At 38.3% G+C, this 24,556-nt stretch carries 14 protein-coding genes; 4 read left to right on the top strand and 10 right to left on the bottom strand.

Going from position 1 to position 24,556, the window contains the following annotated elements; translation table 11 throughout:
- The first annotated feature begins 98 nt into the window (after nucleotides 1-98).
- The 4 genes from CXF74_RS02375 (at nucleotide 99) to CXF74_RS02360 (ending at nucleotide 5,935) form a co-directional block, all read left to right on the top strand.
- Nucleotides 99-722 carry a hypothetical protein gene (locus CXF74_RS02375; RefSeq protein ID WP_101080798.1) on the top strand — a complete coding sequence of 208 codons (624 nt, stop codon included), beginning with the start codon at nucleotides 99-101 and terminating at the stop codon, nucleotides 720-722.
- A 98-nt stretch (nucleotides 723-820) separates the two neighbouring features.
- Nucleotides 821-2,794, top strand: coding sequence for an amylo-alpha-1,6-glucosidase (locus CXF74_RS02370; protein WP_101080797.1), 1,974 nt, complete (start codon nucleotides 821-823; stop codon nucleotides 2,792-2,794).
- Between the two features lie 50 nt (nucleotides 2,795-2,844).
- On the top strand, nucleotides 2,845-4,683 hold the full coding sequence (locus CXF74_RS02365; protein WP_101080796.1) for a glycoside hydrolase family 13 protein: 1,839 nt from the start codon (nucleotides 2,845-2,847) through the stop codon (nucleotides 4,681-4,683).
- 319 nt (nucleotides 4,684-5,002) lie between these two features.
- Nucleotides 5,003-5,935 carry a LysR family transcriptional regulator gene (locus CXF74_RS02360; RefSeq protein WP_101080795.1) on the top strand — a complete coding sequence of 311 codons (933 nt, stop codon included), beginning with the start codon at nucleotides 5,003-5,005 and terminating at the stop codon, nucleotides 5,933-5,935.
- Nucleotides 5,936-6,098: 163 nt separating this feature from the next.
- Here the strand turns inward: CXF74_RS02360 and CXF74_RS02355 are convergent, their stop codons facing one another.
- From CXF74_RS02355 to CXF74_RS02305, 10 genes are all read right to left on the bottom strand, one after another.
- On the bottom strand, nucleotides 6,099-7,802 hold the full coding sequence (locus CXF74_RS02355) for an alpha-glucosidase (RefSeq protein WP_101080794.1): 1,704 nt from the start codon (nucleotides 7,800-7,802) through the stop codon (nucleotides 6,099-6,101).
- A 121-nt stretch (nucleotides 7,803-7,923) separates the two neighbouring features.
- Nucleotides 7,924-8,889 (bottom strand): glucokinase, encoded by a 966-nt coding sequence (glk, locus tag CXF74_RS02350; protein WP_101080793.1) that lies wholly within the window; start codon nucleotides 8,887-8,889, stop codon nucleotides 7,924-7,926.
- A 4-nt stretch (nucleotides 8,890-8,893) separates the two neighbouring features.
- Nucleotides 8,894-10,576 (bottom strand): glycoside hydrolase family 13 protein, encoded by a 1,683-nt coding sequence (locus CXF74_RS02345; RefSeq protein ID WP_101080792.1) that lies wholly within the window; start codon nucleotides 10,574-10,576, stop codon nucleotides 8,894-8,896.
- 854 nt (nucleotides 10,577-11,430) lie between these two features.
- Nucleotides 11,431-14,916: a pullulanase-type alpha-1,6-glucosidase gene (pulA, locus tag CXF74_RS02340; RefSeq protein WP_101080791.1), complete on the bottom strand. Its 3,486-nt coding sequence runs from the start codon at nucleotides 14,914-14,916 to the stop codon at nucleotides 11,431-11,433.
- Between the two features lie 888 nt (nucleotides 14,917-15,804).
- Entirely contained in the window at nucleotides 15,805-17,109 is a 1,305-nt protein-coding gene (locus CXF74_RS02335; RefSeq protein WP_101080790.1) for a type II toxin-antitoxin system HipA family toxin, read from the bottom strand.
- Nucleotides 17,109-17,363: a helix-turn-helix domain-containing protein gene (locus CXF74_RS02330; protein ID WP_101080789.1), complete on the bottom strand. Its 255-nt coding sequence runs from the start codon at nucleotides 17,361-17,363 to the stop codon at nucleotides 17,109-17,111. Before CXF74_RS02330 ends, CXF74_RS02335 begins: the two co-directional genes overlap by 1 nt.
- A 579-nt stretch (nucleotides 17,364-17,942) precedes the next feature.
- Nucleotides 17,943-19,211 (bottom strand): hypothetical protein, encoded by a 1,269-nt coding sequence (locus CXF74_RS02320; RefSeq protein ID WP_101080787.1) that lies wholly within the window; start codon nucleotides 19,209-19,211, stop codon nucleotides 17,943-17,945.
- Nucleotides 19,212-19,223: 12 nt separating this feature from the next.
- The gene (locus CXF74_RS02315; RefSeq protein WP_157822315.1) at nucleotides 19,224-21,911 is read right to left on the bottom strand and encodes a hypothetical protein; all 2,688 of its coding nucleotides are present in this window, start codon (nucleotides 21,909-21,911) and stop codon (nucleotides 19,224-19,226) included.
- A gap of 103 nt (nucleotides 21,912-22,014) precedes the next feature.
- Nucleotides 22,015-23,514, bottom strand: a complete 1,500-nt coding sequence (locus CXF74_RS02310; protein ID WP_101080785.1) for a hypothetical protein — start codon at nucleotides 23,512-23,514, stop codon at nucleotides 22,015-22,017.
- 4 nt (nucleotides 23,515-23,518) lie between these two features.
- On the bottom strand, nucleotides 23,519-23,992 hold the full coding sequence (locus CXF74_RS02305) for a hypothetical protein (RefSeq protein ID WP_101080784.1): 474 nt from the start codon (nucleotides 23,990-23,992) through the stop codon (nucleotides 23,519-23,521).
- Nucleotides 23,993-24,556 lie beyond the last annotated feature (564 nt).

Genomic DNA, 24,556 nt, shown 5'->3' with positions numbered 1-24,556 from the left:
CACCAGGTTTATTCTAAGAACGCTTTCAAAGATTGACTTGCAATAATCTATAACAGCTCTAGCACTAGCCCAACTTTTTTATCAAAAGGAATACCAGTTTGATTTTTCGCGGACAACTCCAACGTATTCACGACTACATGTTTCATATCGCCGTGGCTGTGATCATATTTATTGTCGGATTTATTATTGTTTCTGGCAATCTACCAAAGCCACAATTTGAACACGCTGCATTTATTGATCAGCAGCTGGCATTCAAGCAGTGTGTTAATAATGATTCTCTTTTTCTAAGCGCAGATGTTTTTGAGAAAGATTATCGACAACTACCATTAGAAGATATTTCAGCACAATATAAATTGCTACGTGAGCAGATCCCGACTAACTGTGGCACATTTCATGTTGAGAGTAGCTATGAACAACTTCAAGAAATGGCACTGCCAGTTTTAGCCCAAGCTCAAAAATTTTATAACAGCGAAGACGTTAAAGCAGTCAATGCCGTTTACACCCCCTCTTCTCTTTACAGCGCATTACTTGGCACACCTCAACCCTACCTATTTTTTATCTCCGATAAAAATCAAGATCGAATTGTCGCCATTAAGGTCTCACCACTAAAAGACTCTGTGCTTGTTGAACCTCTATGGGGATACGAAGAGAGTAAAAACCTTGATTTTACTCAGGGTGAAGTACAAAAATTATTACTCGTTTATAACGAAATTAAACGTTAGAACAAGATCCTCCTGCCTATTTTGAAATTCCTGATTTTTATCTTTGATAGAAAGAATCAGGAATAACTGGATAACATTTAACAAAATATAAGGTTTATATGAAAATTTCTCTTTCCAAAGCAAATTTCCGCGACATGAATCGCCTTGAAGAATCTAACTATCTCTTAACCAACGGACTCGGCGGTTACTCTTCATTGACCCTTGCGGGCTCTTGTAGCCGAAATGATCATGCACTTTTTATGGGTAGTCTTGTTGCGCCCAATAACCGTTTTTGTTTCGTCCGTCATTTGGACGACCGTATTATTTTATCCGATGGGCAATGTTATGCACTTTCTTCACAAGCGAACGTAAATCCTTTTGATAGTATCGATGCAACACTGTTATTTGACAACTTTAGCCAAACTTACTTACCTAAATTTACCTATAGAATACAAGGTATTGAGATAACTAAAACACTAGTCATGGTGCAGGGTTTGAACCGTATGGCCGTAGAGTACCGAATATTTAACCCCTTAAAACAGTCCTTCACGCTTGATGTTACTCCGAAATATCACTTCTGCGCTAAAGGTGAAAGCCTTTCAAAAGAGCAAGGCTTTAATCATAAAGAAGGTTTAATTAACAGTAATGGGCAATCTCTCGCCTATCGCCATAATGGTGTAGACCATGCCTTTGAAACCAAGCGTTACGAACCTGGGCTGTACTTCGCTTATGATGCCCGCGATGATCGCACGGCCACCGATGCACAAATGGCATTACACACGGTTAAGTTTGATGGCCAGCAAGCAGAAGAACATTTTTATATTATCTTTGAAGCAGAAGAGGCGCGAGGCAAACAGTTACCTGCACAGAATATTGAATCAATGATCGATGAAGAGGTCCAGCGTCAACAGCAGTATATTCTGCAAGCAGGTTTAAAAAGTCCATTTGCTCAACAGTTGGTACGCGCTAGCGAACAATTTGTTGTTACACGCGACTCGACCGAGTCTAAATCAATTATTGCGGGTTACCCCTTCTTTGCAGATTGGGGACGCGACACCATGATCGCACTTTGGGGATGTAATTTATCCACCAATCAGTTTGCCGATGCCAAACAAATATTCCGTACTTTTATCCGTTATGAGCGTCGTGGCATTATTCCTAACCTATTTCCCGAAGCCGGCGTAGCCCCTCTTTATAATACGATAGATGCAGCACTTCTTTTAGTTGTCAGTCTTTACGAATATTACCAAGTAAGTGGCGATCTCGATTTTATTCGTGATGAAGCTTACGACTGTATGGTGAGTATTTATCAACATTATCGAAATGGCACTGATTTCGATATTAAGATGCTAGAAAGTGGCTTAATTAGTGGTGGCAGTGGCTTTGATCAGCTGACATGGATGGATGTTCGGTACGCTGATACTTTACCTACACCAAGACATGGCTGTGCGGTAGAAATCAATGCGCTTTGGTATAACACTCTATCTATTTTAGACCACTTTAATTACGCACTTGGTAAGTCGATGCCCGAATTACCGGCCTTGGCAGAGCGCGTAAAAAACAGTTTTAACGATCAATTTTATAACCCCGCCGGTTACCTCAATGACTGGTTTAAAGACGGTGAAGTGAATCAACAAATACGTCCGAACCAAGCCTACGCAGTTGGCCTTCCTTTTCCTATTTTAAGCCCACAAAGAGCGCGTTCGGTAATTCTTAATATCTATCAGCATCTTTATACACCATTGGGTTTACGTTCGCTTGCCATGAGTGATACAGAGTTTAAAGGCACACATACAGGTTCGCATTTTGAGCGTGATATGGCCTACCACCAAGGTACGGTGTGGGGCTTTATGATAGGACAATTTTTAATGGGAATTTTACGTCACTTTTCAAACGATAAAACACTCATGCATATTGTCGAACAATTTATTGAGCATAACCAAGGGGCACTTTATGAAGGTTGTATTGGGCAACTGGCGGAAATCCATGATGGTTACAATCCGAATCAGTCTCGTGGATGTTTTGCTCAAGCTTGGAGTGTTAGTGAAGTCTTACGCGTGCTGAAGTATTACGAAGAAAATATTACACAATAATATGTGCCACCAATAATTGAAATAATTAACAAAGTATTAAGGTATTACAAATGATTACAAAAGCAGCTATCTACCACAGGTCCCATTCTAGTTACTCTTACGCATACGATAAGGAAACGCTTCACCTGCGTATTCGCAGTGCAAAAGGAGAGGTAGATAATGTCACACTTCGTATTGGAGACCCCTTCGATTGGTCGAAAGGAGGCGGTGGCGGAAATCTAAATGCAGGAAACGCCGACGGTTGGATAGGGGCTGAAAATATGGTGATGGAAAAAGAGTGTGAAACTGAACTATTTGATTATTGGTTCTGCGAAGCTCGTCCGCAATTCTATCGCGCTCGTTATGCCTTTATTCTTGAAAGTGAAGATAACGAACTATTACTCGCGGGTGAAAAACAGATCATAGCGATTGATAACCGCGATAATGATCCTCTGCTATCGCAGTTATCTAATTTTTACGGCTTCCCATATATTAACCCCGCGGATGTATTTAATGCGCCATCTTGGGTTAAAGATACGACCTGGTATCAAATATTTCCTGAACGCTTTGCTAATGGTAACCCTGCTATTTCCCCTAAAAATGCTTTGCCTTGGGGATCTAAAGATCCAACAGTAAACAGTTTTTTTGGTGGCGATATACAAGGTGTGATTGACCACCTAGATTACATTCAAGATCTCGGTATTACCGGTATCTATTTCACCCCGATTACTGAAGGTGAGAGTAATCATAAATATGATACGACAGATTACCTAAAAGTAGACCCTGCTTTTGGAGATGAAGAAACAGTAAAAACATTAATTACCGAAGCGCATAAACGAGGCATAAAAGTCATGTTTGATGCTGTTTTTAATCATATTGGCGCCAGCTCAATACAGTGGCAAGATGTGCTGAAAAATGGAAAAAACTCAAAGTATGTAGATTGGTTTTATATTGAGCAGTTCCCACTGATTAATGAATCAAAACGAGATAGTCATAGTAAAGAAATGCTTAACTATCGTGCTTTTGCTTTCGCGAAAAACATGCCCAAACTCAATACTGAAAACCCTGAAGTGATGGAATATCTACTCGAGGCAGGACGCTATTGGGTGCGTAATTTTGATATTGATGCTTGGCGTTTAGATGTCGCTAACGAGGTAGATCAACGTTTCTGGCGACGCTTCCGCGATGAGTTAAAGGCGATTAAACCTGAACTCTATATTTTAGGTGAAGTGTGGCACGACTCAATGAACTGGTTAGGTGGAGATCAGTTTGATGCGGTAATGAACTATCCACTCACCGATGCCATTCTCGGTTTTTTTGCCACTGATACCTTAAATGCAGAGCAATTTAAATCAGCGGTGAACGAGATAAATGTTAGTTATCCAATTAATGTAAGCGAAGCCTCATTTTTATTATTAGATAGCCATGATACATCACGTATTCTTGACCAATGTGGAGCAAACAAAGATAAAGCAAAATTGGCATACTTATTCCAATTTACTCAAACAGGCTCTCCCTGTATTTATTACGGTGGTGAGATTGGTTTAGAGGGCGGAGAAGATCCTCTTAATCGAAAATGTATGATTTGGGATGAAAGTAAACACGACCTTAATATGAAACAACACATTAAAAAGATTATTACGTTACGTAAAACCTATAGTGCATTACGAGCTCATAAAATTGAATGGTTAGTAACGGATAACACCCAGAAGAGTGTTATTTATCAAAAACAGAATAATGCAGATAACATTTTTATCGCGATCAATAACAATGATAAGCCTTCTATCATGAAGCTTCCGGTTGCACTTTCTGGTCGTACGGTAATCGATATTTACAATGAAAAAACCTGTCAATTAGCAGAAACATTAACCCTTCCTGCATTCGGGTTTGCACTCTATAACCTTCCGTAACTTATAGAAGTTGTGTAGTCTTAATAAAAAATAGAAGCTTGCTTTCACGCAAGCATTGCCATTAATTTTCCCAAGGAAGTATCTAACTGTTTGTTTAAGCGTTAATCAAAAATGTTGGTGACAGTGTTTTTTTCAATAAATAAAGCACTGGTATTCACACGGCATCTTTTATACAAGATCACTAAATTATTAAGAATGATGAGAAAGAAAAATGAATGATCACTTCGACTCATGATTCTTAATCTTGCAGTAGGCCCGTATAGAAATAAAAGCTTAAGCAACATAAAATAGAACTTTCCCTGCACAAATAAGATCAATTATGTTCAAGTTAATGCTTCAATTTACACAGGTGGCCAAGACACAAAATATTACTCAAGCAGCCAACCTGCTGTGTTTAAGCCAACCGACCTTAAGCCATAATATGCAAAAATTAGAGGAGAAGCTTGGGAGTAAATTGTTTAATCGTAACTCCAAAGGCATTACGCTTACCTCCAGTGGAGAGCTGCTCTATGAACAAGCTAAGTTATTGCAACATTTATACGATAATACCCTTATCAAGCTTAAGAAAAACAAGCTAAGACACCAGGCGGAGCTTAAAATAGGTTGTGGTGATGCATGGTGGCATCTATTTCTTCGTGACTGCGTACAGGACTTTAGAACGGCTTATCCGCACACTAATATCACCATTGATGTTGGGGACAATCTACAGCTGATGAATCTATTACTCAGTAATGAGATCAGTATTTTTGTTGGACATGAAATAGTCGGATTAGCACAGTACGAAGATATTCTTTTTTATCCTCTTTTCAGTAGCCACGAAGAAGTTTATGTTAGGAAAGGCCACCCTTTGCTGGAGTTAGTATGTAGTAATGAAGATATCGCACGCTTCCCTTCTGTTGACTTAGGTGTCTCCAAAAAACGCTATGCGCATTTGCAACAACCAAGCCCTGAGCTTAGCTCTTTTCAGAAACGCCATTACTTGCAAGAAAAAGTAACTTACACGACAAATTCATTTTTAACCGCAATTGATTTATTACAAAATAGTGATGCTATTTTACCTTACCCGGTTGATATGCAAGCATACTTTGAAAATTTTGATATCGTCCCACTGCAGATGCAAGAATGCTTTAACAAAGCGACCATCGGCGCTTACCTGCATAAAGATGGCCGACAAGATAAGCAAAGTATCGCGTTATTGGAGCAGTTTAAATCATTGATAAAAGAGAACCCTCATATTAAGGGAGAAGGATAATATTGATATGAAACTAATAGCGCAGGAAAATAGATAAAACGCTAAAAAATAATTGCCTGTTAGTGAATTTTTATTGTACGTAACCGATACTGAATTTTTATTTAAAAAAAACACACTGATTATTAATATAATCAGTGTATTACGCAGGAATAACTAGATGCGATTAAGCTTTACCAAGACGATAAATTCTCGTCTCAAAAGGTTGAAGTAGGAAATCATTATCAAGCCCCTTGGTATAATTACTAAGTATCATATTTTTTTCCCTTAATGCCTTATTATCGTAATAATATTGCACGCTTTCTTTACTTAGATTACAAATAATCAGCAGTTGTTGCTCATCCAAACTACGCGTATAAGCATAAATTTTCTCATCCGCTTCAAGTACTAAATCATATTCGCCATAAACTAATACGGGCTCCGCTTTACGAAGGGCAATCAGACGGCGGTAGAAATTAAGCACCGATCCTGAATCTTGTAGCTGCTCCGCCACATTAATACTTTGATAGTTAGGGTTAACTTTAAGCCAAGGAGCATGACAACTAAAACCTGCATGCTCTGTTGCATCCCATTGCATAGGAGTACGTGAATTATCTCGACCAATTTTGCTTAGAAGATGTAAAATTTCCTGTTCAGGCATACCCTGCTCACGTAACTCGGCATAATGGTTTTTAGCGCCCACACAATCAAAATCATCAATACCGTCAAACTGGGTATTAGTCATACCTATCTCTTGTCCTTGGTAGATAAAGGGCGTTCCTTGCATTAGAAAATACATAACGGCCAATGCAGTGGCACTTTCAAACCAATATTTTTCCGTGTTACCCCATTTAGAAACAATGCGTGGGATATCATGATTTTCTAGAAAGAGAGCATTCCAGCCAGAATTTTGTAGTCCTTTTTGCCACTTACTAAAAATTCTTTTCAATTCAATAAGATCTAATTGAGACTCTGAATCTTCGTTCCAAAGCTGTAGATGATCAAACTGGAAAATCATGCTTAAACGTTGCTTCTGCTCTCCTACCCACTCTTCTGCTTGATCTACCGAAACACCATTCGCCTCACCCACCGTCATAATGTCATAGTGGTTAAACGTCTTACGGCACATATCATCAATATAATTAAGCACGCCGTCGACATTCATCATTTTGTCCCAGCAAGGCACATTTTTTAAGCTATTAGGGTTAGCCATATCACTTAAACCAGGCTCTTTTTTCATATGTGTAATTGCATCGAGGCGGAAACCGTCTATTCCTTTATCTAACCACCAGTTGATCATTTTGTAGATCGCATCACGAACCGCTTGATTTTCCCAATTGAGATCCGGCTGCTTAGTCGAGAAAAGGTGCATATAGCTCTGTTGTGTAGTGGCATCATGTTGCCAAGCAGGCCCCTTGAATATACTCTCCCAGTTGTTTGGTGCTTTATCTTCTTGGCTATCACGCCAGATATACCAATCGCGCTTCGGGTTATCTTTCGACGAGCTCGATTCAACAAACCAAGGGTGCTCATCGGAAGTATGATTAACCACTAAATCCAAAATCAGACGCATGCCACGCTCATGTATCGCAGCCAGTAGCTGATCAAAGTCAGCCATGTTGCCAAACTGCTCCATGATCTCCTGATAATCACTGATATCGTAGCCATTATCATCATTAGGTGATTTAAACATAGGGCAAATCCAGACTACATCAATGCCAAGATCTTGGAGGTAATCAAGTTTCTCTGTGATACCACGAAGATCGCCAATACCATCACCATTAGAGTCCATAAAACTACGCGGATAAATTTGGTAAACCACCGCCTCTTTCCACCAATTTCGTTTAATGTTACTGATTGTTGCTGTATTTTTTTTTGTTTCACTTTTCATAATTATGGTCTTATTATCTTAATTTTATGAAACCGCTGAAACGAGAATAGAAGTAGTGGTGCGAGCACTGGATCTCTTCGTTTCTTTTAAGCAGTAAGTTGGATTAGTCAATGCGTTGCTATTACAAACGAATCCCTAAGGACTGACGTAAATAAGCGCCTGCACCTAAAAGTCCCGGCTGAGGATGGGTAATTACGTAAACAGGAATTGGCGCTAGGTAATTTTTGAAACGCCCTTTGTCCTCAAAAGCGATGCGGAAATCAGAAGCTTTAAAAAACTCAAGAAAGCGAGTGACAACGCCACCAGCAATATAAACCCCCCCATAGGTACCAAGATTTAATGCAAGATTGCCAGCAAAACGTCCCATCAATACACAAAAGAGACTTAGTGCTTGATGGCAATCATCACACTCACCAGAAACACCTCGTTCGCTGACCTGCTGAGGGGTTAATATTTCTGGCACACGATCTTCAGACTTAATCAAAGCAGCGTAAATATTAACTAATCCCGGTCCTGAGAGCAGCCTTTCTGCCGAAACATGGCCAAACTCTTGACGTAATTGTTGTATCAGCTGTGCTTCTTGCTTGTTATTACTGGCCATATCTATATGGCCTCCCTCACCCGCAATGCTTAACCAACGATCACCAGTGGGTATCAAATGCGCGACACCTAAGCCAGTGCCCGCACCATAAACAGCAATCGGTTTATCAGACTGTGCTGAGCCACCGCCCAACTGTACTTTGTCAGCATCGGCAAGCATCGGGATTGCCATTGATGCAGCAGTAAAATCATTAATAATGATTAACTTTTTAAGACCCAGGTTTTCTTGCATTTCAGTAATAGAAAATGCCCAAGTATGATTTGTCATTACCACCTTATCCCCTTGGATAGGGCATGCTATTGCGATACAGGCTTGCTCAACACTCAATGGCTGCTCTTTTAAATAAGCTTTTACGACTTGTTCTAGCGAAGGGTAATCTAAACCGGAATAGGTTAAAGAATGAGAAATATTGCCCGTTTCTATATCACATAACGCCAGACGAGCATTAGTACCGCCGACATCACCAACCAAACTATAATTTTTCATTTTATTATTCCTGTTCATTGCATTTCAATAACAGAGCAAAAGACTCATAGGGAGCAAGATCTAAGGCATCAGTTAATTCAGTACGTTGCTCATAGTTACTACTCAGACATTGCCCCTTCAGCCCTTGTAACGATTCAGGCAGTGCTAACTGTACTGACTCATTGCTAAAGTTATTAATCACCAATACCTGTGTATTACCAAGACCACGCTGGTAAGCAAAAACCTGCGTATGCAATTCAAATAACGGAGAGTAATCACCGTAAACCATTACTTCATGGTCTTTACGCAGTTGAATTAGTTTTTGGTAGTGATAGAAAATAGAATCAGGATCATTTAATGCAGATTCGACATTAATCTCGGCGTAGTTAGGGTTGAGTTTTAGCCAAGGTTTAGTTTTGCTAAAACCGGCATTAGCAGTGTTGTTCCAATGCATCGGTGTACGCGCATTATCACGACCATTTTCATGAATACCTGCCATCATTTCCTCGTGTGAGGAGCCTTCTGCAATACGTTCTTTATAGAGGTTCAGTGTTTCAATATCTTGATAATCTTCAATGGCATCAAATTGCACATTGGTCATGCCAATTTCCTCTCCCTGATAAATATAAGGAGAGCCTTTAAGAAAATGTAATGCTGTCGCCAGCATTTTAGCCGATTGCACTCGGTAACGGCCCGGATCACCATACTTTGAAACTGCGCGAGGTAGGTCATGATTGTTCCAAAATAAAGAGTTCCAACCACAGTCAGCTAACCCGATTTGCCATTTACTAATCACTTGCTTAAATTCAACCAGATCAAACGCGCGAGGCTTCCACTTTCCTTCAACTGGGTCGAAGGTAATAGTAATATGCTCAAACTGAAAAACCATGGATAGCTCTTCACGGGCAGGATCTGAATACAGTTTGGCAATCTCAGGCGTCGCGCTCCAAGACTCGCCGACGGTTAATACATCACGATCACCAAAAGTTGCTTTGTTCATCTCCTGTAACAGAGGATGCAAGCGCGGACCATTGCTCATAACCTGGTTATCGATCTCTTTACCAATCAAGTCGATAACATCCATGCGGAAGCCACCAATGCCTCTATCTAACCACCAGTTCATCATCTCGTGCACGACTTTCTGCACTTCAGGGTTATCCCAATTTAAATCTGGTTGTTTCTTAGAAAATTGATGGAAATAATATTCGCCCGTATTCGCATCGAACTCCCAGCCACTGCCACCAAAGTATGAATGAAAATCATTTGGTGCAGAACCATCGGCTTGTGGCTTACGCCAAATGTAATAATCACGATAAGGGTTATCGATTGATTTTTTAGACTCTGTAAACCAATAGTGTTCATCACTCGTATGATTAACGACTAAGTCCATAATAATACTAATATTGTGCTTTGCAGCTTCAGCGATTAACTTATCCATCTCTTCTAACGTGCCAAACTCAGAGGAAATCGCTTGATAATCAGATATATCATAACCGTTATCATCCATCGGAGATTTAAACACTGGCGATAACCAAATTACATTTATCCCCAGCTTTTTAAGGTAATCTAATTTACTGATGATCCCAGCGAGATCCCCCATGCCATCATTATTTTCATCCATAAAACTACGTGGGTATATCTGATAGACCACCGCATCATGCCACCATTTTTTATCTTGCTGCTGAGGCGTTATAGAGTGTGTTTTCATTGAGAATATCCTCCCTAATAATAATTTAATTAAACTTAATAAATTAATATTAGGGAGATAATGAAATAGAAGGAAATGCTATTTAGGCGCAATAACCATAGCAACAATAAATACCTAGCAATTAAATTGTGACGTAGGTTGGAGATTTTCAAGATTAAGTCATATTAAGTGAATTAATCTATGTGACAGACTTCACGCCAGACTTATGCATTAAATCGAATTTAATGAACCGTTTATTTAATTCAAGGCTTTGAAAAATAGTTTAAATATTAATTTTTATGGAGAAAAATAGTTTAAATATTAATTTTTCTCCATAAAAATCATCTACTACAATCAAAAAATTTTATGGATCTTTTTTATCTGTAAAAAACACTAAAATCCCCCTACTCTATCCAATAAACATCGGCGATTATGTAATTGATATTATAAAGTGACAGATATAAAAAAGCCGGGATAACCCGGCTGAGATTGGCTTAGTTGTCGTTATCTATCTACTGAGCGCATTCCTGGATTAACAACGTACCAGTTGTTAAATCATCGTCTAACGTAAGTCCGAAACTCCAGCGGCCATCAGGTAATGTCACTTTATTATTAGCGGCGCCATCAACACCTAGCATGACAGGGTATTCAACATCAGCAGACAGGGTCGCACCATCCGCGACGATAAAATTATTAGCCCAATCATCGCCAGCAAGTTTAAACTCTACATCCCCACCAAAATCGAAGTTAGCTTGGTAAGTCTTACCACCTTTGTAAGTGAGTTGATACTCAGGTGAAATTCCCCATTCTGATTGATTACCTTTAACATAAATATCAAAAGTAAGTGGTGCAGTTTCGCACTGTCATCAAATACACTACAACTGGTAACTTTCAATTGCAGTAACGGTTAACATTGCTAAATCTTTATCATTCGCATCAAAACTAAAGGTAACGACTGATTTAGCATCTAATGTTAGTGAAATATTATCACTACCATTTAATGCTAACGCTTCACCTAGTACTAATGCTCCTGCAGTGCCGTAGTTAATTGCATTCCAAGTTGGATCGGCGACTTTAAAGCCATAAGTACCCGCTTCCAATGTCATCGTCATGCTGTAAATACCCGCGCTAACAAAATCCATTGCATCGGCATCACCCCAGCTATTCATATCACCACGAACATGAGGAATATCATTACCAAATGGCGGAATCGATGATAAATCTTTCTTACTATTATCAACTGATAAACCAACACCTTGTGCACCAGATTGTACTTTAACAAACACTGCTGTCGTTAATGCAGGGACAGTAAATTCATTCCCAGAAAAAGAAGCCGTACCTGCTATTAGTTCGCCATGTAATATAAAATCAGTTGCTCCTACGACTGGAATAACTTGCTGTTCATTCGTTGCGTTAATGACAGTAACAATTGCATCAACTGTCTCATCTAAATCAACAAGGCCTACACCGTCATCAATGCTCATTACAATGACACCGGCAACAGAATCAATACCTGTATTGCGAAAATCAACACGTGCTTTAATATCTGCTTCCGTTTCAAGACTAAATAGCGGTGAGCTGGTACGAATTTTTAGTAGCTCTTTAAAGCGTGCATTCGTCCATTCAATATCTGCGACCATAGGCTCTGCATTTGTATCTGCAATAATAGTTGAGATTAAGGGCCAGTTACTGCCATCTTTATCTTCACGTGGTAAACCGACATTCCAATTATTGCTACTCATATCGTAGTTAACGATATTATACCAATCACCTGAGTCGTAACTATCACGCTGCATTGATTTAGATCGTAACAGTTCTGATCCCATATGGAAGAAAGGGATACCTTGGCCAAGCATGTTGGTACTTAATGCTATGATCTGCATTTGAGCGCGTTGATCAGAGGTTACATCCGATGCGATCTTATACATATTATTATCCCAAAGTGTCTGGTTATCATGTTTAGACACATAGGCGATATTCTCAGCCGGATCAATGGTATAACCTGCTTTTTGACCATTATAATCAATATCTTGGCCACGCTTAGTATTGCCTTGTTGATCAAGTAGCACGAAGTTGGCTAAGTTACCTGCCATTCCTAAACGGATGATATCGCCGTCTTTTCTTAGCTTAACTAGCGATGCATCTGAGTCTGTTTGCATTTCATTCCAAACTCCAGCATTAGCAAAACCTTGGTTTTCACGTAATGTATCGCCATCATCAAATGGACTACCACCACGCACCGCATCACGCAGTCTGTCTGAGAAGGTACCTATTTCAGTCCCGCCCATATTCGCCTGTGTTGCTTGCTCAAAAAGCGCATCATCTGCGACTTCACCAAAGTTCCAGCCTTCTCCATAAAAATAAGTATCCGCATCTACAACTTTGACAGCTGCAAGTGAGTCGACCATAAGTTGCTTAGGTTGATGACCCATTAAATCAAAACGGAAACCATCAATCTTGTATTCTTGTGCCCAAGTAACCAGAGAGTCAGTCATTAACTTACCCATCATGATGTTTTCTGTCGCTGTATTTGAACAACAAGTTGATGTTTCAATATAACCCGATGCATTTAAACGCTGGTAATATCCAGGGACAATTTTATCCAATACTGACTTATCATCAGTGCCAGCAGAATTAGTGTGGTTATAAACCACATCCATCACTACGCGGTAACCCATTGCATGCAGTTCCATGATGAGAGTGCGGTACTCTTCAATACGTGCAGTACCTTTTGCATCAGTTGCGTAACTACCTTCTGGTGCCGTGTAATGGAATGGGTCATAGCCCCAGTTGAAGCTATCGTACATACGTAAATCATTCATTAACGCTTGTGCGTCACTTGAAGTTGGATCATAACCTTCGAGCACTTCACGTATCGTTGAAGCATTAACACCATCATTACAAACAGCTGCGCTTTTATTTAATTCGCAAAGCTTGCCAACCGTATCACTTAATTCAACACGTTTTTCAGGATTTTCATCAACGGTTGCAATATCAAATAGATTCATTAAGTGAATAGTATTTAAACCATTCTCAGCCAGAGAAGCTAACTGTTTAACACTTTCACGATCCGTTTCAGTGATTGCTATATATTTACCATCCAGTGCATCTGTTCCACCATCATTCGGAGCGGAGCTTAAATCACGAAGATGTGTTTCATAGATAACCTGAGCTTCAGGGTTAGTCACTGTTGGTATAGTGTGCGTATCCCAGCCTGTAGGTTTAGCATCAACTTTTAAATCAACGACTTGAGAATACATACTATTAACAGATAAACTTAGAGAGTAAGGGTCGGTTACTTGCAGTGTTTCAACGTTATCTAGCGCTGCGTGATAGACCTCAACTTCATAGCGATAGTATTTACCTAGCGCATTCGAAACATCTGCAACTTCCCACGTCCCATTATCTTTACGCACCATAGTGATTGCATCACCAACCATCGCTAAATTGTCATCATAAAGATAAAGTGCGACATTTTTTGCCGTTGGCGCCCACAATTTAAATGTTGCATCAGTGCCAGAAACGATTGCACCTAGAGCTTCATGTTGTGCTCCTGCCTCACCTGTTGCATATACTACATCTAAAGCAGGGGCTAATTGGACCCCTGTTGCATCATAAATACGACCTTCTGCATTTTTAGCAACAAGTACTAATTGCCCACTCATTAATCTAGTTTCGTTAAGGTTTTCAGGTAGTTCAAAACCAAAAAATTGATAACTTTCATAACGTTTAGCAACGCCATCAGGCTTAGTTTTACTCGTAAGCATTAATAATTGAGTTTCAGAAATAACTTCGCCAGTAGCATCATTTACTTCAAAACCTCCATTGGCTGAGTAATGAACTTCAAAGGTATCAGCACTACTTGCATCCCAAGCAACGGTAGACGCATCAATTAAAATGCCTTTTGAGCCATCATAAATAGACAATGGAATAGGCGAATCAGAAAGATCTACTTTTCCTTGAACTAGGTATACTTTTTTACCAATAGTACTAATGTCCCATTGGCGATCACCTCCGGGTTCTTTTTCCCCTCCCTTGTGCATTAGATAAGTCACACAGGTTGCACCAGGCTTCAATGGAATATCATAAACCCCACCGTTTTCACCAACGCTAGTCGCTAATAACGGATGATCCCAATCTGTCACTGCACTATCAGCCGCACCGTCACAATCAGGATTATCATTCCATATATGTAACCCCCAGCCATCATAGCTCGCATCTTTCCGTAAATAGTTAAGCTCGCCATTACTATCATCACCGGGTGTAGGCTCTTGATTGTTGCTATCACCACATGCAACTAAGGTTGCTACAACAAATAGTGGCATGGTCAAACGAGCTAATGTCTTGATTTTAAATTCCATTTTTTTTCCTGTTTTACTAATGACTGAATATAATTTCTCATGTCCCGTTAAACATTATGATTTCAATAAAATAAAACACATAAACATCAACGGTCAGAGTCGTCACACTTAAATTGTTATAAGTCGATAGTAGGTAGTTAATGATATGGAATGAAATGCTATTTTGGTGCAAGACTCATAGATAAACTGTATTTACCCAAGATAAAAAGAGATCTAAAGCAAGTATTTACAGAGTCCCTGCCTTACAAAATAGAGCGAGGCAGCTTTCTACAAGAATTATTACTCTAATATTGATCAAGGAATTTTTAAATAAAACGATTAAACAGGTATTTGACGAGAGAATAACAAGAGTAGAACTTGAGTCGATTGATACACTATGTAGCGTATCTTAAATTGCTCATAGAGGAATTATACAAAGTAGGTGGCAGAGAATCATTTGCAGAAAATTTATTTTAAAAATAGAGAGATGTTTTTATTGGAACGAGTTAATGGAAGTGTGACGAAGCATTACTAATAAATGAAAATAGTGTGTGCTATAAGTTACTAGAAAATTTAATTTTACAAGAGAGCAGAAACGAAAAAATCAACCATAATGTTGATTTAGTGTAGATAAAACTTGGAGCGGGCAGCGGGAATCGAACCCGCATTATCAGCTTGGAAGGCTTAAACACAAAATTAGCACAAGTTACTAAAAAACAACAAAACACATTAAAAACAAACAGTTAAAACACAATAAACCACACCATTTAAGCCCTTTTTTGATCGGATTAAACGGTCAAATTAAATTATTGGCCACCATTTGGCCACAACAATAACGACAATTTAAATTCTTAAGCTACAAAATTACTGAGCTTTACTATTGAAAAAATTCAACATATGAAACTTAATTTATAACTTTTTAAGCTGTTTTAGCATCCCTGAAAATATACTTTCTGATATATTTTCAGGAAAATTTACTGGCAACCTAGCTTGAATATCAATAATTACTTGCTCAGTGCTAGCTTTAATCTCACTTAGTATAGTATCCATTTTGGCTGTTTCAAAGCCAACTTGCTTCGCTGTTTCAATAAAATGTCGAGGGTAGATTTTATTAATATGATACTTTTTCCCTTTCGTCGCTTTTAAGCCCATCGCCAGTTTTACCTGACGAATATTCAGCCCTTTCTTATTCACGACAGGGAAAACAGATAACACATCATAGAATGGTGTTAATTGAAATTGTCCGTCAGGTAAAATGAAAATAGAAAAGTTTTTAGCGTGACCATCTGATGCTCCCATCAGCCAAAACAGCACTTGTGCTTTCATAAAATCAGCTCTATCTTTTACTGCATTCTTTGAGCCTAATAGATGATTCATGATTTGCTCAATGCCTGGACCACCTTGATTTTCATACTTCAAGGCTGAAGGTACATTAAATACTTGGCAGTAATCTTCTTGAGGTCTTCTCATTAACCATTTTTTATCACTTGAATATTGGCGATCAAAACGTTCAACAGAAAGTACATTCATCTCCTCTAATGTTAATATTTCACAGCCAGCAGCAGATAAGCCGTAAGCTTGTAGTAATTGCATACATAAGAATTCATTCTCTACGCTATCAGACATATCTAGTGAGTAAGAGTGACTTTGAATCTGCCCAATAGGCAGTTTGATAATGTGCGAAGTAGGTGTGGAGTTTAAGGGTAAACACCAAGTTTGATCGATATTCAATAGCGCTGTTTTTTCTTGTGCTCCCGCAACGGATATGCGGAAATCTTGCAGATCTTCAATCATACCAAGTGGCATATCGGCACGATATCCCATTATTATTTTATCTAACTCTTCATTACCTAATGCTCTATATTCTAGATTTTTAACGTTAAGAGGGGCTTCTCCTTTTGGTAATAGCTGTAAAGCACCTACACAGTCCCTACCGATCATAGATAACAAATCAAAGGGTAAAGAAGAGCCTGCTTGATAACGCGCAACAATGCGTTGTCTGACCTCTGAGTTGTCAGGCAATAAATTATCAAAGTAGTTATACACAACATCACCACGATATTCAGACTTAGCGAGTGGCATTGATAATGATATTGGTCGGCTTCCATTCAATGCCAGCCAGCTCGTTGAGTAGCTAAAAGAGTGGGCACCATTGCTCGATTTTTTAAACTCACCAACAAGATAACCATTGAGGTAGACATCTAAGGTAGCCATTACCACTCCTCTTTCCAACCTGAACCATCATCGCTATTTTTTCCATTACGAGGTGTAATTTCAAAATCTAACTCAAGCGCAGAAAGTAGCTTAAAAAAAGTATCCATCTTGGTCGTTCCAGCTCTTAACTCAAAATTTGAAACCGTATCTTGGCGAACCCCAACCTTTTTAGCGACATCCGCTTGAGATAGTTCATTATCTAAACGAACATCCTTTAAATATGCACTGAGTTGTTTTGTTGTGGATATTTTCATGTTTCACCTTACACGCTATAACAAGTAAACAAAGTATTACACGGCTGAGCAGGTAAATCAAACTTTACACGCTACAAGAGGTAAGGGTTACCCTTAATAACCTAACAATAAGAATTTTTATTATCATCATGTGTATTTGCTCGAATTTCATACTAAAATACCACTATAACTTTATTAAAACTGGAGCATAAATGAATTATTTTGAAGGAGACCCTTTCTAGGTACTGTAAACCTGGAGGGTAAATGAAAAAATTAAAACAGCATTATCGTAATTGCGTTAAGCGTAGCCACTGCAATTATTCATGGGAAATATATCCAAGCATACGCAGTGGAACCCATAAGTCTTTTAGCACAAAGCAAGAAAAGAGCTTCTACTTCATACATTTGATTGAAACTAGAGGTTATCCCATTAAATTAAGAGCGGCTAGAGGGCGAGTATTACCAGACCCTTGGGATGATTATCCATCTATTGTTAGTGAGTTGTCTCGTTCTTGGAAACACAATTCGAAAAGATGTAAACAATATTACAAGTAATATAGCGAGTCTTCTGCCAGTAATTAGGTAGAAGACTTTCTTGCCTCACACATCCAACAACTCACCATATCCAACCAAATCAAGCTGCTCATGACTTACTTTTACTTTTTTCTTCTGAGCTATTAACTGCTTTTTCAGTTGAGCGTGTAGATCTTTAATTTCGCTCATATGACTTGGTGCGGCTATACAAGGAACAGAGAAAAACGCATTACGTGGATCAGAACTACTATAAAATGAGAAGCAATACTCTCCATCATGCGACTTTGTTATTGATGCCTTTAGTTTATGATGCTCTGTTGTATCTTTAACTTTAAAATCTTTAAATAAATGTAGATTAACCATTAACAACAAGTCATCCTCACTAGACCTTACATCAATGAGATCTAATATATCAGCACAATCCTGATCTTCTGATTTAGCACAAACAACCAACTTTCCTTTGTGAAACAGCAAGTAACTTTGCTCTTGTTGTTTAATGTCATGCATTTTTACATAACCACCCAGCTCATCTTTTAATTTATAGCCATTTAATATAAAGCTAATGACGGTGTCTTTTTTGGATTCGATCTTTGACAAAAAATCACTATGGTCTGGTATAGATACCGAGGTAACACGATCCTTTAATTTGAATATAATTTCTCCTTGCCCTACATGAATTCCGATCTCTTTTTCAGTACTACTTTCACACACGTCATCGATTATGCTAATTGTTTTTTTGTCTAAACAAAGCTCAATACCTAAATGGGTATTCGTATCTAGCTTTTCAGAGAATACTTCGCCATCTCTTTGCACTTTGACACTGTCCCCACCTTCTTCTGAGTTCAATAATACAAACTCAAAAGGCCGGCATTGTTCATCCACTAACTGCACTAATCCAAGTAGCGTATCTTTGTCATACTTCTTGACACTAGCATCATCAATTGCGTTCAGATATTGAAGGTGTACATCTTCTATGCCTTTACAATACCCTTTACGTAACTTGGGTAGGCTAGGAAAAGTCATCTCTATTCGTCCAGTCTTATCTGAGTTCAACGTTATATTTAACGAAGTGGCAGGACTAGATAAAACGTTAAGCAATAAATCTGCATTATGAGAAAAATACTCTTTGTCATTCATAGTTTGGTCAAGACTACCTTCTCCAACTATTAAGCGACTCATCACCTGTGAGCTGCCGACAACAAATGTAATTTCACCAGATTTTTTATCTAGCTCAAGCAAAAACTTTCTATATTCAGGAGACTTTTTATCAGCTGTTTCCAATAAAATAATCAGTTCTTTTGTTTTATCCGCACATAAAGAAATTGTTGTTTCCATACTACACCTCAGTTATAAAAATAATTGTCGATAAATATTGATTAGCCACTGCTCTGAAATACCAGATAACTCCAGCCTAACAACAAGCTTTGTTTTTCCTAAATGAATGGGCTCTACCATAAGTTTTTCGTTAGCGATAAAGATTTCATGCGCAATGAACAACTCTTGCTTGTCACTTAAAGTCCCTCGGTTCTTAAACAAAGTGAAATGACGATTAAAAACAGCAAACTCAGGTAGCTTAAATATTTTTTCATACCTAACAGCAGCCCTTTTTGTCATTTCCATTTCGAAAGAGCACTCTTTAATATCTAGCTTGCAAAGTAGCTGTTTAATTAGCTTGTAAGTCGTTTTTTTGTATTGAGTGGATAGCTTGTTTCTGTAGAGTAATTGCTTGATCTTACTTAATTCTTCCCAAGTCACAGAGCTATTTATTGCTTTGGTATTTAAAGAGTTTTGTATCAATAAATCTAAAGAGCAATCAGAAGTTCTAGCTAGCTTTTCTATCCAAAAAGCAGTCCAATTAGGATCTACTAAATTTGTATCACATGTAGCTAGCCAAGATAGTTTACTGGCCTTGTTAACCGCCATCTCATGAACCCTTCGAGGGAGTAAGTTAGTACTACTATGGGAAATAGATTGTAAATTTTCTATGTCGTTACTTATGAGGATATTTACTTGTCTGGATATGTCATTTGAACCAACATTTAACCCCAAAATATAGCGAAGGAGGAGTTTAGAATATTGCTGTACCTGAGGCGTAAAGTAGCCCCCAATCCATTCATGCCCATGCAGATAACTTTTACGTGTGGTCTCAAACAAGCTATGACCAATCATATCTGCAATAACATCCAATGCGACGACTGAATTTACCTGTTCAATTCCCCGCCCTTCAAGCCAGTAAGAAAATCGATTCTTAACAAACGGTTCCTGTAATAGCGCTGACAAATATACGCAGTTCACCGAAGAGACGTTTTTTGTGAAGAGAACAAATACCTGGCTCGCCAGGACAAATGCGCCACCATGACGTAAATGATGAAAACGAGCCGATGGCCCACAAACACTTTTAATGGCACGTGTTATAGGTAAAATGTATTGCCTTTCTCTAGAAGAGATAAGTTCTCCAGAAAAGCCAATCAATGGATCTAAATAGTGCGCCTCTTCTTTTATTTTAAGTAATAACCTTAATAACTTAGCCTGCTCAATTGGTAATTCAATGTGCGCAACTCTCGACTTACCATTTTTAGTACGCCCTTCTGCAGTATTAGTAATAGTTAGCCGAAATAGCGTTCCTTTAGGTTCACTTATCTCAACATCTTGCATGCGTAATCTAAGGATTTCTCCACGCCTTAAACAACCATGAAAACTTAAGATCACTGCAACCAAGCAGAACAGTTGTTGAAATTTATTTTCAGCCTCACTTTCTGATAGCAGATGCATGATCTCATTTAACTCTTTGGCAGAGACTAAATTAGCATCGACAGTTTTGGGTAAATTGACTGGCTGAAAGGCATCGATATCAAGTGCATCGGTAAGCTCTTGCTCAGCCATAAACCGCAAGAAGTAAAACAGATGTAATCGGACTGATTCTGATTGAGCATTTTTATAAAAACCTTCAGCCCAATTGTTCAAAGCTTCCTCAGATATTGCATCATCAAAACTGAGTGGGTGTAGATTAAGGTACTCATCGCCATTGGTATAAGTTTCGATCGTAGACACCCTAAGAGTATCTTTTTTAACCCCACCAAACTCAATTAACTCTGCAACATAAAAGTAATATAATTGAGGCAGAATATTGTCTTGTGGCCAGACTACTGAAGGTTCACTTTTAAGCAGCTTTAACACTGCTTTCTTACCTAGTTTTTTATATTCCTTTAATAGTTTTTTATGTGGCCACTTTTGCTTACCACTCGGATTAATATCTAAGGTGGTATGAGTATGAAATAGTGTTTTATTTTGAGTTAGCCTTGAATTATCTGAACAATTAGCTGCAATCAAATAGCGGGCTGGGTGTAGTGCAAATTGATTGGATGGATTAATAAAATCTTTTACGAAAAAGTTCGGTAGTCGTTTTTGCCAATAGCAGGTGATCATTTTCAGTAATTGACTATCAGAAACATTTTCCAGATAAAATGGCGCTGAACCAAGGTACTCTCGAATATTAAGACGTAATGCCTTTATGTTTTTAAGAGGGCCACCAGCTCTAAAATATTCTTTCAATAAACGATATGAAAGTGCTGACAACTTGTAACGAGCATATTGCCTCTGTTCACCTTCATCATCGAGCGAAACTGGATAACAAACCGTAGCAATACCTCCCACCTCTTCTAGCACAGCAGGATGGGTAAGTAGGTAAAAAATAGCAGGTAGTGATATCGGTGCAGTTTCTAATAAGAGTGTAATACTCAGCATGGCAGCATTAACTTTAATAGGCTGCTTTACTGCATCCTCTATGAGCTTTTGATGGCTATTAACTAAACACTCCGAATTTGCAGACTGAGCAGTGACCTCTTCAAACCACTTATTATTGGCATCTTGAAGTTTTACTTTTTCTTTTTCAGGAATCGACCACTGTAAGTACTCTGATAAATATACGGTAATCACTGAAAGTGCTTTTTGATATCCTCTCCTCTTCCCTGTTGAGATTTTTCTTATTTTAGAGTTAATAGCAACCAACATTGATCGACTTAAGACAGGCTGCATTGCACTGTGTACCTCAGACCAATGATTCAGCACCCAACGGAGCTCGTCACTCATAGGCGGGACTTCTAGTTGTGTATTTAACCAGTCGGTTACACTTTTAAAACTAATCATCAAATAGCTTAATTTTGAAGATATCAGGCAATTGATTTAGAGCATTAAGCATTACTTTTTCCTCATGTGGGAAGACAGTCATTGCACCATCGTGCTCCCCAAGTCGAGAGTGCCCCATTGCACGATCAAGTAAATGATTAGGCAGTTTTAATTCCATCAATGTTTGGGAAAACATTTTTCTTAACTGATAAGGAACATGACCAGGCCAGTGCTTATTCGTAAATATGCGCAGCTTTTTAGCTGATAATTGCGCAGGCTTAAAATCATCATCAATCAGGAAAAGCAAAAATGGAGAGTTCTCTGAACAAGGCATTATATTTTGTAGCTTACGCTGGATACTTTGATAACGAATAACCTGCTCTTGTAAGAAAGTACTTAATAGAATATTTCTACTCTGACCTTTATCTTTAACACTAAAGCGGTCTGCAGATAATGCAGCCAATGACGGGCTAATTTGATGAGTAGGCCGTAGGCTGGTGAGCAGTATAAGTTGCAAGGAAAATATATAGGTACACTGATTATAATAATAAATGAATGCAGAACGACTACTTGCTTTGCGCTTACTGACAGACAATAAATCGTTAAGCTCTTTAAACAAATGAGTAACAGCAAACTTATCAACACCACTCTTTGTACCAATACGCGAACTTCTTACCTTAGTGACTTCTCGGTGATGCTCCTTATAATCAATGTTGATCTCGCTGATCAAGCCGGGCGTTTCTATAAGATATTGAGCTAACTTTTCATATCGATTTGGGATAACGTGATGTTCTTTAACAGAGCGCTCAAAATCCGGTAATATCCCCCATTTTTCAGCCTCTAAAATTAAACGGTTAATACTATTATTGATAGATTTAAATAACTGATAACGATCGGACTCAATGGTCTCTGTTTGATAAGCATCTGCTGAAGAATGATGTAGGTTGGAGAAGTATAGAGCCTTCGAATTACTAGAAAGTACGGTATCAGCCTGACAGTAATTATTAATATAATTGGCCCAGGCTGTTTTATTGGCCATCTTAATCCCACGGTCTGCTCTAGGCCTTGCCATTTTGCTTATCCAAAAATCATAAAGAACCCTACTTTCCCTCTTATTTAATAGTGGTTTTTCATAAGAGTTCTCTTGTAACACCCTCCAAAAAAAACCTCTTAATACAATAGGAATAGGCATCCAAATAAATTCTTCATTACCAATCTCAATTGAGTATTCCACCCATGAAACATTATTGCCCCCACGAAGAATTCGCAGACAATTACTTTCGGCTTGATTAGAATAATTAGAATTAGAGCGATAAAACAGAGGGAAGGTTTGTTGTTCTGTGACTGCTTTAAAATCTTGTTTTAACCAGGTCAGTAATAATACCAACAACTGTGTATTAGTCAGTTTACTCTGATACCAATAACGAAGCTTCTGCATATGCTCATGCACAAGAGGAAAAGGTGTACCCCCTGCATTAGAGCGATTAGACTTTTCAATATGCTTATTACTCATACTCTTAACCTCTCAATGTAGATGGGCATTTGTTAGCCAATTTAGCTAAAAATGTGAGAGGCGTTGGTTTGTAGCCCATTTTATTTAGTTGAAGATAACGAGCATTAATAGTTTTAGATTTGTTAGCAGATTCTAATAAAGATAAGGCTGGCTGAACTAAATTCAGAGTATCAATTAACGCGAGAAGCTCTTGCTCGCTTTCAGGAGAGTGAATCAATACATTTACAACTTCATTTTTTGCTGCAGGGTGCTGGATAAGCTGGTTATATATTAGATTGGGTGATAATAATAAATATTTCCCATCACCTGACTGCATTACATTTAACATGATATTTTTGCACAATATGCTCAACTGCTTTGTTGATAATATTGATATATCAGGACCAGACTTCAATGAAATAGGATCATTCTCCATTAATCTATCAAGCATTGGATGAAAGCCTAGTATCAAATTATTCCCAATAGATATTTTTTTCATACACCATCCAATAAAACCACCTAAAACACAACATATAGTACGAGTAGTCAAGCCCTACCACTATATGTAGTTATATATATATACAATGCACAGGTAAAAAAACAGCTTCAAGTTCAATTTATTTTAAATAACAAAAAAGTAATCTAAGTCACATTAAACTGTGGAAAATGGATGGTTTAAGTGATCTTGATATTCAAAATAAAAAGCATATAGCAATCTAAAAAAGGAATAAACGATCAAGAGATGCTGTAGTGGTACGGTGATTTTGGCTACTGATTTAGAGTAAATCAGCACAAATTCCTATCTCAGTTTGTGCCCCAGGCACCTCAGAAAGACAGCTCGAAAATGTGCTGATTGTAACTAATAGGATAGCCAATTACCCTTAATTATGCACAATTATGTAACCCTACATAATTCCTCACTTACGCACACTGAGTGTACTAGAAACCTAAGTCGGTATGTGCCCCGATCGAGCCAAAGAACCAACTCACTTACGCCCATCATTAGACTTAGAAACTACAAATCTGTAGCCAATTTAACTAAGCCACAACACTCTCAAATATA

The sequence above is a fragment of the Psychromonas sp. Urea-02u-13 genome (assembly GCF_002835995.1).
Lineage (GTDB): Bacteria > Pseudomonadota > Gammaproteobacteria > Enterobacterales > Psychromonadaceae > Psychromonas.
Note: the sequence above shows the minus strand (reverse complement) of the source record. Positions and strands in the feature narration are given on the sequence as shown.

What these genes read in the sequence shown, in the direction of transcription:
- CXF74_RS02315 (WP_157822315.1), bottom strand. Translation starts at nt 21,911, where the DNA reads ATGCAGCCTGTCTTAAGTCGATCAATGTTGGTTGCTATTAACTCTAAA.
- pulA (WP_101080791.1), bottom strand. Translation starts at nt 14,916, where the DNA reads ATGGAATTTAAAATCAAGACATTAGCTCGTTTGACCATGCCACTATTT.
- CXF74_RS02330 (WP_101080789.1), bottom strand. Translation starts at nt 17,363, where the DNA reads ATGAAAATATCCACAACAAAACAACTCAGTGCATATTTAAAGGATGTT.
- CXF74_RS02310 (WP_101080785.1), bottom strand. Translation starts at nt 23,514, where the DNA reads ATGAGTAATAAGCATATTGAAAAGTCTAATCGCTCTAATGCAGGGGGT.
- CXF74_RS02335 (WP_101080790.1), bottom strand. Translation starts at nt 17,109, where the DNA reads ATGGCTACCTTAGATGTCTACCTCAATGGTTATCTTGTTGGTGAGTTT.
- CXF74_RS02355 (WP_101080794.1), bottom strand. Translation starts at nt 7,802, where the DNA reads ATGAAAAGTGAAACAAAAAAAAATACAGCAACAATCAGTAACATTAAA.
- CXF74_RS02320 (WP_101080787.1), bottom strand. Translation starts at nt 19,211, where the DNA reads ATGGAAACAACAATTTCTTTATGTGCGGATAAAACAAAAGAACTGATT.
- CXF74_RS02305 (WP_101080784.1), bottom strand. Translation starts at nt 23,992, where the DNA reads ATGAAAAAAATATCTATTGGGAATAATTTGATACTAGGCTTTCATCCA.
- CXF74_RS02365 (WP_101080796.1), top strand. Translation starts at nt 2,845, where the DNA reads ATGATTACAAAAGCAGCTATCTACCACAGGTCCCATTCTAGTTACTCT.
- CXF74_RS02360 (WP_101080795.1), top strand. Translation starts at nt 5,003, where the DNA reads ATGTTCAAGTTAATGCTTCAATTTACACAGGTGGCCAAGACACAAAAT.
- glk (WP_101080793.1), bottom strand. Translation starts at nt 8,889, where the DNA reads ATGAAAAATTATAGTTTGGTTGGTGATGTCGGCGGTACTAATGCTCGT.
- CXF74_RS02345 (WP_101080792.1), bottom strand. Translation starts at nt 10,576, where the DNA reads ATGAAAACACACTCTATAACGCCTCAGCAGCAAGATAAAAAATGGTGG.
- CXF74_RS02370 (WP_101080797.1), top strand. Translation starts at nt 821, where the DNA reads ATGAAAATTTCTCTTTCCAAAGCAAATTTCCGCGACATGAATCGCCTT.